Here is a 13,020-nt window from a genome sequence, read left to right as displayed (position 1 = left end):
ATATATTATAAAGTTAAGGGAGATGTATTTGGGTGTCTAATGTTTTTAAAGTTAATGGAGAAAAAAGTATTTGGAGACTTATAGTTAGTATTTTAATAACTGCTGGTATTGGTGCATTAAGTGGATTTTTAGGAATGGCAGGTAATGATCAGTATATTAAAATAAAGAGACCAGCATTTTCACCACCAGGTTACATATTTCCCATAGTTTGGACTATACTATATTTTCTCATGGCTTTAGCTTTTTATAGAATATGGATGCATGGTAAACAGGGAGAGGATATTAAAAAAGGTACAATTTTATATTTTGTTCAATTATTTTTAAACTTTTTGTGGAGCATAATATTTTTTAGATTTAATTTATATGGAATTGCATTTATTGAACTTTTAGTTCTATTAGGCTTTATATTACTTACAACCTTTGAGTTCTACAAAATTGATAAATTAGCAGCATATTTGATGATACCATATATTATTTGGGTATCTTTTGCTGGTATACTTAATGGAGCAATATGGATATTAAATAGGTAACAATTGTACGTTAACAGTAGTGACAAGTTAAGAAGGATTTTTATCAATTATGAGCTTAAAAAATGTTTAGGAATATAACAAAGAAAAGTAAATGTAACTTGTCACCTGCTATTTTCGAATAAATTATTCGGATTCAAGTACACGTTTTGAATCATTTAAATCATCCTTTAGCTGTTGCTCAGGATCTTCATAAGCTTCAAACCAGTTTTTACCTATAGCAATGTCGCATAGTTCATGGCTTTCATTTATAGCCATTGATAATTGAGTATCTATAATCTGACGTAATTGTGGATTTATTGCCTCAGAGGTCGCATTGCAGAGAGTTGTTATATTAAATTTTGAATCTTTAAGCATATCAACAGTTATACTCCTATCATCAAGTTTTAAATTACTATTTTTTTCAGATTCATTAAATAAATTCATTTTATTTCCTCCATATTAAAAGAATTATTCTGATTTACCCAAGAAATTTTGAATTGCTTTAATATTATTCTTTTTAGAATCTATGCGTTTTTCTACAAAGAAATTAAGTTTGTCATCTTTGCAAAGCTCTATGTAAGTGGTTAACTTTTTAAGTTCGTTTACTTCATTACTTAATATTTCTTTAATCATAAGATTTTCGTAGGGAGTTAATTTTGCACTACTCATAAAATTCACCTCTTTCTTTATTTAGTATTTACTTAGAAATAGGATTTTACTCATTATAAAGCACTAATATGCACATTTTTTATACTTTAAAATAAAATATATTTTAGGAGATGATAATATGGGAAGTGAGGGGGTTATTGCTACTTCTATACTATTTGGCGTAGTTGGTGGAGTTTTAGGAACTATAATTTTTTTATTTCCATATCTTAAAAGTAAAGGTGTAGATATAAAAGCTGCCCTATCAGATATAAGAAATATGGTAGATGTTTCTGGAAAGACTATTGATGCTATAAGCAGTATAGTACCAGACAATAAAGCTGTAAGTGTTCTTCAAACTATAGAGAAATGGGCTAAAATTGCAGTAGGAGATGCTGAAGAGCTTTATCATACAGGAGATATTTCTAAAGATGAAAGGGCACAAATAGCTGAAAATGTTGTTTACAGTGTTTTAAAGGAAATGAATATTAATATAGATGATAATAAAAAAGAATTAATAAATGCAGCTATTAAAGATGCAGTAAATGATTTGGGTCATACAATCAGTAAATAAATTAAATTCCAGTTTTGGAACTGGAATTTTTACATAAGTATTGTTATAATATATAATAGTTATATATTATAACAATATTTTATAGGGGATAATTATGGATAAAAGGATTATTTGCGAATTGTTCGGTGATATATTTTCTGTTATGCCTGTATTTAATAAAATAATTTTAAATGTTGGAGATAAAATTTTAAAAGATAAAGGAATAACTACGGCTCATATAAAAGTAATGTATATAGTAAAAGAGTGTAAGAAAACTAATATAACTGAACTTGGAAAGATGCTTTCATCACCAAAATCAAATGTTACAAGTTGGACTAATAAATTAGTGGGTATGAATTTGGTTAAAAGAGTCTATGATGAAAATGATAGAAGGATAATATACGTAAGATTAACAGATGAAGGCGAAAAGTTTATGCAATTTTATAAAGAAGCTTTAATGAAATCTTTTGAAGAAAAATTATGGAGATTCAGCGATGAAGATTTAATATTGTTTAAAGACACTTTAGATAATATGAGAAAGCTAATTGATAAAATTAAATAATTTGATTTAGAGAGGAGAAAGTTATGAATACAGATAAGATGTTTTATAAGGCGTTGTTTAAAAATTTATTTTTTGATCCATGTGATGTAAAGTATTGGGATGGGGAAGTTCAACATTGTGGTGATGGAAAAGCCAAATTTACAATACTATTTAATGAAGAAATACCAAAAGGAGATGTAATAAAGGATCCATTTCTAACATTAGGCGAAGGATATATGACAAAGAAAATTGATATAGATGGTGATGTTCAAGAAGTCATAGAATCATTGTACAATAATAAGGAAAGCTTTATGAGTAATGGTCATAAATATCAAAAGCTTATAAAATTTATACCTAACAGCATAAAGAAAAGTAAAAGTGATATAAAATATCATTATGATATAGGAAATGATTTTTATAAACTTTGGTTAGATAATACTATGACATATTCCTGTGGATATTTTAAATCTGAAAATGATTCATTAGAACAGGCACAAAAAAATAAAGTTGAACATATATTAAAAAAGTTATGCCTAAAAGAGAATCAAACATTATTAGATATAGGCTGTGGTTGGGGGGAACTTATAACTACTGCTGCTAAAAAATACAATGTACATGCTGTAGGAGTTACCCTAAGCGAAGAACAGTATGAGGCAGATAAGGAAAGAATAAAAAAAGAAGGATTAGAAGGAAAGGTTGAAGTTATTTTAGAGGATTATAGGGAAATAAAAAACAGAACCTTTGATAGAGTTGTAAGTGTTGGTATGGTAGAGCATGTAGGTAAGGGACGTATAGATGAATACTTTACAGATGTTGATAAACTACTTAACAAGGGTGGCATTTCTCTTTTGCACTGCATAACTGGTGTAAAAGAAGGTGGTACAAATAGTTGGATTAATAAATACATTTTCCCTGGAGGATATCTTCAATCCGTTAGAGAAATTATTGAAAGTTTAACAGGACATTCATTTTATCTTGTTGATGTAGAAAGCCTTAGGAGACATTATGGAAGAACACTTGAACATTGGGCAAGAAACTTTGAAAATGCACTTCCTGAAATAGAAAAAATGAAGGATGAGACATTTATAAGAATGTGGAGGCTGTATTTAAATGCATGTGCTGCATCATTTAACTGTGGAAATATAGATATTCATCAATTTCTATTTACAAAAGGAATAACTAACGATATACCATGGACTAGAGAATATATGTACACCGACTAGGGGTTTGGGCGTAAGCCCATGTTCATTCATGAACCATAAAAAATTGCTCTGTAAAATAAGGTACAAAACTATAGTATTAATATTATTGTGTACTAGGGGTTTGGGCGTAATTTTTAAAAGGGATTCACTTAGTTTTAGAAGGATAATTGGCTGAAGCCAAAACCACGTATCTAAAAAATGAAGTTGATTTTTCTATGTATTGCTATGAAAAATCAACTTCATTTTTAATATATATATTTTATTTACGCGACGAAGCATTGTTACTTCACATTTTTATTCATATATTATAGCTTTATTACGATTTCTTTTTTTTGCTTTATATAAGGCTATGTCTGCTTTTTCTATTAAGGTTTTTATGGAAGAATTATCTGAAGGTATCAAAGAACTTACACCAAGACTTATCGTTACGCAATTTGAAACCGGAGAAAAATCATGAGGTATGTTTAGATTTTCTATGTTTTTTCTGATTTTCTCAGCTTCAATAAGGGCAGATTCTTTAGCTAAACCTTCAATTACAATTATAAACTCTTCACCACCATATCTTGCCACTATTCCATGTTTATCATTTAAGCTTGTTGAAAGGGTTTCACCAATTTTTTTTAAGCAATAATCGCCAGTTTGATGACCGTAATTATCATTAAAGAGCTTAAAGAAGTCAACGTCAATCATTATTGCAGATAAAGGCATAAAATTATTTTTACATTTACTCCATTCAAAATCAATAAAACTTTCAAACTTTCGTCTGTTAGCAATACCAGTTAAACAGTCTGTACAAGATAATTCTTCAAGGTTTGAATTTATCTCCATAAGTTCACTATTCATTTGGCTTAATTCAATATTTTTTTGTTGGATTAATTTCCTATTTTTAAAATCGTTAAGTTTGTTATTAAACAATATTATTGATATTATCCATGATAAGGCTACGAATATAGAAGAATAAAATACATTAACAAAAAGTAGCAGCATAGATTTTTGAAAAAGGAATAGGAAAATAACGAATAATATATGAACGTACGTGTATATTCCTAAAGACCATTTTGGTTTTAAGTAGGGCATTACTGCCATGGACATAACAGATACAGAATATACAGTGATTTGTCCTGTTGATATTTGATCAATTATAGATATAGAACCACCCCAAAATAATACATAGCTTATAAAAGCGAACTGCAAAATTGTTATTAGCTTTTTACTTATATTATGAGAAGTTTCCACTTTCTTAAATATAATAAGCCAAAGTGGTGATACTAAAAACATGATAATATGAAAATACATATGGCTCATATTTATAAATCCCCAAAAGGCTTTGCCAGATGTTAAAAGATAAATTGAAAAAATAATAAACTCAAGAAGTATAAAAAAAATACATATTACTTTATTTCTAAATAAATTTATCTTAAACAACTCTTTTGCAAATTCTTCGTCTTCAGAATATAAATTATTTGATAATATTTTTTTGGTAAACTCATGTACCAAGTTAATCACCTTACTTATGAAAGTATTAAAGTAACAGTAATAATATCCCTAATTATACCATATATTACACAAAAGATAAATGAATGATGCAAAAAAAATTGGAAAATAAAGTATGGCATTGCAAATGTTTTTTAGTTATATTCAATAGATTGCTTTTTATATATTATATTTTTAAGTTTAAGAAGTTGTGTTATAATAATTGGTATAAAATTTAGGAAGGATTTTGCTAATGTTTGATATAAAAGTATTTGATGGAATGAAAACAGAAGAAAAATATGAAACTATGCTTAGTATGTTGAAATCTATAGTAGAAGATGAAGAAGATATTATAACGAATATTGCAAATGCAGCTGCACTTATAAATGCCATTATTGGAAGAGTAAATTGGTGTGGTTTTTATTTTATTAAGAATGGTGAACTTGTTTTAGGACCGTTTCAAGGTATGCCTGCATGCACTAGAATTAAGATTGGAAGCGGAGTATGTGGTTCAGCAGTAAAGGATAAGAAGGTTATGAGAATTAAGGATGTTCATGAATTTAAAGGGCATATAGCTTGTGATGCTGCATCTAATTCAGAACTTGTAATTCCAATAATAAAAAACGAAAAAGTCTATGGAGTTCTTGATATAGATAGTGAAGAAGTTGGTAGATTTACTGAATTAGAAGAGTTATATGCAGAAAAATGCATCGAATTACTTAGTAAATACATAGATTGGGAAAAGCTTAGTAAATAGTTTGTTTAGGAGATTAAATATGGAATGTATTTTTTGTAATTGTGATAAAGAAAATTATATAGCTGAAAATAAATATGCTTTCGCAATACTTGATAAGTATCCTGTAAATGAAGGGCATACTTTAATTATAAGTAAAAGACATTTTGAAAGTTTATTTGAAGCAACACCAGATGAAGCAAAGGCAATTTTTAATCTTATTCATGAGGTTAAAGAAATTCTAGATGTACAATATAATCCACAAGGTTATAACATAGGGGTTAATGTTGGGTATGCCGCAGGACAAACTGTTAAGCACCTTCATGTACACGTAATACCAAGGTACAGAGGAGATGTAGAAAACCCAAGAGGAGGAATAAGAAACTTAAAAGTTCCGCTAGTTAATTATGACTGAAAATAAATGATATTAATGCATTATAAAAATACTGTGAATTAACGCATAACGAAAGAATTTGCTGACATAAGGCAGCAAATAGTGAAAGCTTTGACGATGTATAGCACGTCAAAAGTGAAAAAATCAACCTTCGGTAAACAGTGAAGGTTGATTTTCTTCCATTTCATTACGGAAAATCTTCTGAATATAGGTTTGGGCAAAGCTGTTAAATTATTTTTCGTATTAAAACGGGTAGCAAAGATCTACGCCTAAAATTCCGTAGGTACGGAGGAATTTTTTCCTTGCACCACTGTGGAAGCATTGTTACTTCGCATTATTTTTAAAGTCTTTTTTTATAGCATTAAGTTTATCTTTATCTGTAATTAGTGTTAACGCAGTAAGTGCTAGTATTTTTGAAGCAGCTATAAGTGCAGTATCTCCTTCCTTTGAAATAGCAGCATCACAAAATTCTATTGTATGTGGAGCTAAATTGCTATTGCCTATTTTTAAGTATGGCTGTATTGTAGGAGTAACATAGCTTACGTTCCCGGCATCTGTAGATCCAAGTCCATATCCAAGTGAAGTATCCATATCTATACCAATCAATTTTGCATTTTCAGCAAAGAGCATGTCAAAAGTTCTATTTATTAGAAAATCATCAATTTGATTCTGAAAAAAGGAGGTTTTTAATTTTGTGCCTGTAATTAAAGCGGCACCTTTAGCAATATTTATTACCTTTTGTGTGGTTTCATTACAGGATTTTCTGGTTTCGGCCCTAATAAAAAATTTGGCTTTTGCATATTCAGGAACTATATTTGGAGCATCACCGCCATTTGTTATTATTCCATGGATTTTTATATCATCTGTTAAATGCTGTCTTAAAGCATTTATTCCATTAAAAAGCTCAATTACTGCATTTAGAGCGTTTATTCCTTCTTCAGGTGCAGCGGCAGCATGAGCAGATTTACCAAAAAATTCGAAATCTATTGGATCTAAAGCAAGACATTTACCTGTTACAGAGTTTTTATTCCATGGATGAACTATAAGACATGCATCCACATTCTTAAATACATCATTTTTAACAAATGTTGCCTTTGCACTTCCGTTTATACCACCTTCTTCAGCAGGGGTTCCAAAAGCTACTATTTCACCACCAATCTCATCAATTAAATTTGAAATGGCAACGGCAGCAGCTACACTTGCGGTTCCTATTATGTTGTGACCGCAGGCATGACCTATTTTTGGTAGAGCATCATATTCTACAAGAAAACCTATTGTTGGACCAGGTTTTAATGATTTTTTTCTTCCAATAAAAGATGTAGGATGACCAAAAAGTGATTTATCCAGTGAAAATCCTTCCTTAGATAAAATAGTAGATAGGAGCTTTGAAGCAAAATATTCTTCATTACCTATTTGTGGATTTGCGTGGATGTCATGACTTGTGCTTATGTAAAAGTCTTGTTTTTGGTCGATATCATCTATTAATTGTTTCTGTAGGGCATTTATATTTTTAAAATTTATACTCATATAAGATTCTCCTTCTTTGTTAAAATATAATGCTATAATTTACAAACATCAATCCAGGTGGCATTAGTTAGATTTTTTATATCATTTGGCGAAATTTTTAAAGCTGTATTTTGGGAACCAGCTGCCGGATATACATATTCAAAATCCTTTATTAAAATATCAAGGTAGATATCCATAGTTGTTTTGAGACCAAAAGGACAGACACCACCAACAGGATGACCAGTTATTTCATAAACTTCATCGTGATTAAGCATTTTTGCTTTAGTTTTAAAAAATTCTCTGTATTTTCTGTTGTCAACCTTAGCATCGCCGCGGGTGACAATTAGAATAGGGGTATTATCCTTTAATTTGAAAGCAAGAGTTTTTGCTACGAGTTCAGGTTCAATATGAAGTGTTTTAGCAGCAAGTTCAACAGTGGCACCACTATCTTTAAGTTCAAAAATGGGGTCTTTTAATCCTCTTTCAGTAAAAAAGTTATGTACGCTTTCTAAGCTCATTATAGTCACCTTCCTTAAAAAAAATAAAATCTCCTTCATAATAATAAGAAGAAGATTTTTTTAAATTAAAAATTCAAATATAAAATTTTCTCCTTATCTTTCAGAATATTCTGTGGAATTAGCACCATATATGCAAATGAGGCATATTGGTTGCTGAGATTTCATCGGGCCATTCCCTCAATCTCTCTTGATAAGGTTATTTAATTGTGGATATTCGATTAATACTTAAAGTTTATACATATGTAAAGAAAATGTCAATATTAATATTATTTAGAATCACTAAAGCAATTATCAATAATTTTTTCAGCAAGTCTTTTTTGAAGATTTGCATTTAAGATAAGTTCAAGCACTAGCAAAAGAAGCTTTTCATTATCATTAAAGTTTTTGCTATTGCTTTTTATTGCTTCGAACATATCATCTAAGTTCATTTTAAAGCTTTTGGATGATTTTTTTTGAAGCTCTAGGAAAATATTATATATCTCTGTGTAATCTATATTATTCTTTTCCTTTTCATATATAAAGTTCATTAGTTTCCCAATGTCATTTATAGATAGAGTTTGTTTGAGATGATAAATCCATATAAGAACCATCATGTGCTCTTTACTATACTTTTTTTTATTTGGAGAAGGTACCACTTTGTCCTTAACATAATTATTTATCATTGTTTTGGATAAAATTATATCGTCCTTATTCCTTTTGAAGTCTGAAAGTTTACTATCCATAAAAGAGGTTACCTGATCCATATATAAATCTATATCTGGAATTTCATAATCTTTAATTTCATTATAGTTTATTATTTCATAGGCCAATTTTTCAATTTTATCATATATAGTGTTATTCATATTATCACCCACTACAGTATATAGCATTAATTACTATGTTTCAATATATAAATATATTTTTATCATTTTTTTAGATATTCGAATATAATTCGCCTAGGCAGCAAAATATAAACATAGAAAATAAAATTTAGATGTTGAAATAAATCAGTAAACATCTTATCATATTATTATAGTATAACATAGTTTTCAAAACTACATAATACAATATAAGAGGTGAAAAGTATAATGCTAAAATTAAAAGATCCAGTTAGTGGATTAACACATTTATTTGCTGCATTGCTATCTGTTGCTGCACTTACATTTATGGTTCATCAGTCTGTTATTACTGGTAATAATGTAAGCCTAGTTTCTTCAATAATATTTGGAGCAAGTTTGATTTTCTTGTATTCAGCAAGTGCTTCATACCACCTTATAAATATTTCTAAAAGATTAACAGCAGTACTTAGAAGAATAGATCATATGATGATATTTGTTCTTATAGCGGGAACATATACTCCTGTGTGCCTTATAACTTTAAGCGGAAAAACCGGGAAAATGCTTTTTATAGGCATTTGGGCAATAGCAATCTTGGGAATACTTTTTAAAGCTTTTTGGTTTAATGCTCCAAGGTGGCTGTATACTCTGTTTTATATAGCTATGGGGTGGATAATTGTGTTCGCGTTTTCACCCATAAGCAGATCTATGGCAGTGCCAGGTATAGTACTTATGGTAGCTGGTGGGATTGTGTATAGCCTTGGAGGAATTGTATATGCTTTAAAGTGGCCTATAAAGAATGCAAGATATTTTGGATTTCATGAGATATTTCATTTGTTTGTTATAGCAGGTAGTATGCTTCATTTTTTTATGATATACAAATATGTTCTGTAACAATTCTTCGTCGCATTAAAAAATCTCTATAAATCTAAGTGGTGATTCTAAGCGAGTGCTTGCTTGAGGTATAGAAGGATAACGATCATATACGGGGGTTGGGATGTAATCCCATTATCCTTCTTTAACTTGTATTAGTCATCTATATATTAGCCCAAACCTCGTGCATGTTTACTCGCTGAAAAAATGCTCAGACAATTGAAATATCTAAGTATTTTACGATTTTTTTACCAAGATTTATTAGAGATTTTTTAATATAACTTATATTTAAGTTTTACTGATATTATTAAGAGGACTAATTTATTGTTCTCAAATCACATGGACTTCGTCCAAGCCCTAGATGTTTACTTCACCTACACGGAAGTACAAGGAAAAAATTCCTTTGTACCTACGGAATTTTAGGTGGAAATTTTTGTGACCAATTATATATAGTACTATTGTTTCTTGTTGTTTAACCATGTTTATAGTGCATTTTGGGGGATAAAATAGAAAAATATTCATTAATTATAAGCTACTTACTAATTTAGTTTGCATTATATTTTTGATTAAATTTATATAGCTTGCATTTATGTTCAAAAAGTGATAATATAATTAGATGAAAATAGTTAGGAGGCTAACTTTTATGTTACATGATATGGATAAGTATCCTGGATATTGGATTAGAAAAGTATTTAGAATTATGAACGTCGTATATGACAAGGAGCTTTCAAAGTATGATTTAACTTCATCACAAATTTCAGTTTTATGCAATCTATGGAATAAGGATGGAATTACTCAAAAAGAAATACAAGAAAAATTGAATTTGAGAGCAGCATCAGTAACAGGGCTTGTGGATACTCTATGCGATAAAAAGTTTATAACGAGAATCCAAGATAATGAAGATGCTAGAGTTAAAAGGCTTTATCTTACTGATAAGGGTATTGAAGTTGAAAAAATATCTACAGATATTGTAAAAGAACTTGAAGGCATTATTTCTAAAGGATTAACTGAAGATGAAAAAATAATTTTTGTATCATGGCTTAAAAAAGCTTATAGTAATTTTTATTCTATGGGTAAATAGTTAGGAAGCTAAAAAATTAGATATAAAAATATAGTTAGGAGGAATTTTATGGATAATTCTAAAGAATTAGAATATGAAAGTATAGGAAAGCTATTAATTAAATTTTCTATACCTTCAATAGTAGGTATGGTTGTAAATTCGCTTTATGTTATTATTGACAGAATATTTGTTGGAAGAGGTGTTGGATCGCTTGCTCTATCTGGAGTTGCTGTTACCTTTCCTATAACAAATATTTTTATGGCTTTTGGAATGTTAACTGGTATAGGTGGAGCAGCTGCTGTTTCTATAAAGCTTGGACAGAAGAAGAAAGAAGACGCAGAAAAGATAGTAGGAAATGTATTTACATTAAATATTATATTTTCACTTTTAATAACTATTATAGGTATTATTTTTTTGAATCCAATACTTAAGGCATTTGGTGCAAGCCCAGAGATAATGCCTTATGCAAAACAGTTCTCTTTTATACTTCTTTTGGGTGTAATACTTCAAAATTTAGGATTTGGAATGAATCCACTAATGAGATCTGAAGGTGAACCTAAAATGGCAATGATAACAATGCTTATAGGTTCGGTGTTAAATTTTACTATAAATCCTATATTAATATTTGGCTTTAAATTAGGTGTAAGGGGTTCGGCATTAGCAACTATATTTTCTCAAGCAGTTTGTTCATTGTGGATATTTTTATTTTTTACAAGAGGCAGAAGTTTGCTAAAATTAAAGAAAGAAAATATGAAATTGGACAGAAAAGTTATAGAGGAAATAATAGCTATAGGAATGTCACCTTTTGCTATGCAGCTTGCAGGAAGCCTTATTACTGTTACTTTTAATAAAAGTCTTTCTCAATATGGAGGAGACCTTGCAATAGGAGCATTTTCACTTATAAACAGTATAGCAATGCTAATATTAATGCCTGTTTTTGGTATAAATCAAGGAGCACAGCCTATAATTGGATACAATTACGGTGCTAAAAATATTGATAGAGTAAAGAAGGCTTTAAAATACGCAGTTGCTGCGGGAACTGTAATTGCAACTTTAGGTTTTGCTATAGTTCACTTATTCCCTGTTCAAATAATAAAAATTTTTAATACAAGTGATGCAAGGTTAATAGATATAGGAGCAAGAGGTATATTTATATTTTTAATGATGCTTCCGTTTATTGGATGTCAGTGTGTATGTGCAAATTATTTTCAAGCAATTGGAAAAGCTAAAATATCTATGTTTTTGAGTTTATCTAGACAAGTAATAGTGTTACTTCCGCTTTTATTAATACTTCCAAGTTATTTTAAACTTGATGGTGTATGGATATCAGGACCTATAGCTGATTTTATAGCATGGGCTCTAACGATGGTTTTTGTTATGCATAATATCAAAATGCTTAATTCAAATGATAAAGAGCTTAAAGAGTCAAAGCTTGATGAGGTTGTTAGCTAAATGTGATAGCTAAGACCAAAGCAGCTCTTCTAGCCCTTTGATGTTTAAAATCTTTATAGAGTTTTTATTAAAGTCTATTAGCTCATCATTTCTCATATTAATTAATTCACGTGATAAGGATGGTCTTGGAATTCCAAGCTGCTCAGCTAGCTGCTTTTTGGAATAAGCCATTTTTATCATCATGTTTTTTTGTAAAGCATGCTCTTCTAATATGTAATTTGCTAGTTTTTGCTTTATAGTTTGAAAGGACATTGTCTTTACTTTTTTGTTTAGCATAAGTATTTTATTTGATAAAAGTGTCATGAAATTATTAAGAAATATAGAGTTTTCTTTACATAGTTTTAGTATGGATTCTTTAGGTATAAACATTATTTCACTTTTTTCAGAAGACACTATTGTTGATGGATACGTATTTTTATTTGAAAAAATTATTACTTCTCCAAATATCTTTCCACAACCTAATGCTGCTAATGTTAAATTTTTTCCTGACTCATATATTTTTTGAACTTCTACACTTCCATTTAATATAATTCCTATGCTGGAGCAGATATCATCTTCTATAGCTGGCATTTCATTTTTAGAATAGCTTTTAATTGAATACTCAATTGAAGATATACAAGCATTGATTTCAGTATCGCTAAATTTTGAAAACAATATACATTTTTTTAAAGAACTTAATATTAAATTATCCATATGAATTCCTTTCTTTTGCAAGTATAAAAGAAGGGTAACTAATGTTACCGATA

At 29.3% G+C, this 13,020-nt stretch carries 16 protein-coding genes and 1 riboswitch; of the genes, 9 read left to right on the top strand and 7 right to left on the bottom strand.

The features are described 5' to 3' along the window. The first annotated feature begins 32 nt into the window (after window positions 1–32). The gene (locus ACJDT4_RS08270; RefSeq protein WP_406787089.1) at window positions 33–530 is read left to right on the top strand and encodes a TspO/MBR family protein; all 498 of its coding nucleotides are present in this window, start codon (window positions 33–35) and stop codon (window positions 528–530) included. A gap of 123 nt (window positions 531–653) precedes the next feature. Here the strand turns inward: ACJDT4_RS08270 and ACJDT4_RS08265 are convergent, their stop codons facing one another. Further along, window positions 654–953 (bottom strand): spore coat protein, encoded by a 300-nt coding sequence (locus ACJDT4_RS08265; protein ID WP_406787088.1) that lies wholly within the window; start codon window positions 951–953, stop codon window positions 654–656. A gap of 24 nt (window positions 954–977) precedes the next feature. Next, complete coding sequence (locus ACJDT4_RS08260) at window positions 978–1,178, bottom strand: hypothetical protein (RefSeq protein ID WP_406787087.1); 201 nt, start codon at window positions 1,176–1,178, stop codon at window positions 978–980. 118 nt (window positions 1,179–1,296) lie between these two features. Between ACJDT4_RS08260 and ACJDT4_RS08255 the strand changes: the two genes are divergently transcribed. From ACJDT4_RS08255 to ACJDT4_RS08245, 3 genes are all read left to right on the top strand, one after another. Beyond that, window positions 1,297–1,728 carry a PLC family EF-hand domain-containing protein gene (locus ACJDT4_RS08255; RefSeq protein WP_406787086.1) on the top strand — a complete coding sequence of 144 codons (432 nt, stop codon included), beginning with the start codon at window positions 1,297–1,299 and terminating at the stop codon, window positions 1,726–1,728. 94 nt (window positions 1,729–1,822) lie between these two features. Then, entirely contained in the window at window positions 1,823–2,269 is a 447-nt protein-coding gene (locus ACJDT4_RS08250) for a MarR family transcriptional regulator (protein ID WP_406787085.1), read from the top strand. Window positions 2,270–2,292: 23 nt separating this feature from the next. After that, the gene (locus ACJDT4_RS08245; RefSeq protein ID WP_406787084.1) at window positions 2,293–3,471 is read left to right on the top strand and encodes a class I SAM-dependent methyltransferase; all 1,179 of its coding nucleotides are present in this window, start codon (window positions 2,293–2,295) and stop codon (window positions 3,469–3,471) included. Window positions 3,472–3,744: 273 nt separating this feature from the next. On the opposite strand, the gene ACJDT4_RS08240 is transcribed toward ACJDT4_RS08245, so the two are convergent. Continuing rightward, entirely contained in the window at window positions 3,745–4,947 is a 1,203-nt protein-coding gene (locus tag ACJDT4_RS08240; RefSeq protein WP_406787083.1) for a GGDEF domain-containing protein, read from the bottom strand. 229 nt (window positions 4,948–5,176) lie between these two features. Between ACJDT4_RS08240 and ACJDT4_RS08235 the strand changes: the two genes are divergently transcribed. Both ACJDT4_RS08235 and ACJDT4_RS08230 read left to right on the top strand, forming a co-directional pair. Continuing rightward, entirely contained in the window at window positions 5,177–5,680 is a 504-nt protein-coding gene (locus tag ACJDT4_RS08235) for a GAF domain-containing protein (protein ID WP_406787082.1), read from the top strand. 19 nt (window positions 5,681–5,699) lie between these two features. Further along, window positions 5,700–6,071: an HIT family protein gene (locus ACJDT4_RS08230; RefSeq protein WP_406787081.1), complete on the top strand. Its 372-nt coding sequence runs from the start codon at window positions 5,700–5,702 to the stop codon at window positions 6,069–6,071. Between the two features lie 303 nt (window positions 6,072–6,374). Here ACJDT4_RS08230 and ACJDT4_RS08225 read toward each other — a convergent pair whose 3' ends face one another. The 3 genes from ACJDT4_RS08225 to ACJDT4_RS08215 all read right to left on the bottom strand — a co-directional run bounded on the left by ACJDT4_RS08225 (window position 6,375) and on the right by ACJDT4_RS08215 (window position 8,916). Next, the gene (locus ACJDT4_RS08225; RefSeq protein ID WP_406787080.1) at window positions 6,375–7,577 is read right to left on the bottom strand and encodes a M20 family metallopeptidase; all 1,203 of its coding nucleotides are present in this window, start codon (window positions 7,575–7,577) and stop codon (window positions 6,375–6,377) included. Window positions 7,578–7,609: 32 nt separating this feature from the next. Then, the gene (locus ACJDT4_RS08220; RefSeq protein ID WP_406787079.1) at window positions 7,610–8,074 is read right to left on the bottom strand and encodes a YbaK/EbsC family protein; all 465 of its coding nucleotides are present in this window, start codon (window positions 8,072–8,074) and stop codon (window positions 7,610–7,612) included. A 90-nt stretch (window positions 8,075–8,164) separates the two neighbouring features. Next, a riboswitch (SAM riboswitch) is annotated at window positions 8,165–8,271 on the bottom strand. 69 nt (window positions 8,272–8,340) lie between these two features. After that, on the bottom strand, window positions 8,341–8,916 hold the full coding sequence (locus ACJDT4_RS08215) for a DUF1836 domain-containing protein (protein WP_406787078.1): 576 nt from the start codon (window positions 8,914–8,916) through the stop codon (window positions 8,341–8,343). 225 nt (window positions 8,917–9,141) lie between these two features. Between ACJDT4_RS08215 and trhA the strand changes: the two genes are divergently transcribed. The 3 genes from trhA to ACJDT4_RS08200 all read left to right on the top strand — a co-directional run bounded on the left by trhA (window position 9,142) and on the right by ACJDT4_RS08200 (window position 12,274). Next, the gene (gene trhA, locus ACJDT4_RS08210) at window positions 9,142–9,783 is read left to right on the top strand and encodes a PAQR family membrane homeostasis protein TrhA (RefSeq protein ID WP_406787077.1); all 642 of its coding nucleotides are present in this window, start codon (window positions 9,142–9,144) and stop codon (window positions 9,781–9,783) included. Between the two features lie 622 nt (window positions 9,784–10,405). Beyond that, window positions 10,406–10,843 carry a MarR family winged helix-turn-helix transcriptional regulator gene (locus ACJDT4_RS08205; RefSeq protein ID WP_406787076.1) on the top strand — a complete coding sequence of 146 codons (438 nt, stop codon included), beginning with the start codon at window positions 10,406–10,408 and terminating at the stop codon, window positions 10,841–10,843. 48 nt (window positions 10,844–10,891) lie between these two features. Next, entirely contained in the window at window positions 10,892–12,274 is a 1,383-nt protein-coding gene (locus ACJDT4_RS08200; RefSeq protein ID WP_406787075.1) for an MATE family efflux transporter, read from the top strand. Window positions 12,275–12,283: 9 nt separating this feature from the next. Here ACJDT4_RS08200 and ACJDT4_RS08195 read toward each other — a convergent pair whose 3' ends face one another. Beyond that, a complete protein-coding gene (locus ACJDT4_RS08195; protein WP_406787074.1) occupies window positions 12,284–12,967 on the bottom strand; it encodes a Crp/Fnr family transcriptional regulator in 684 nt (227 codons plus the stop codon). Window positions 12,968–13,020: the final 53 nt, after the last annotated feature.

This window comes from Clostridium neuense, from assembly GCF_045310695.1.
GTDB lineage: Bacteria > Bacillota > Clostridia > Clostridiales > Clostridiaceae > Clostridium_S > Clostridium_S neuense.
The sequence above is the reverse complement of the archived record's forward strand: the minus strand, read 5'-3'. Positions and strand labels throughout refer to the sequence as shown.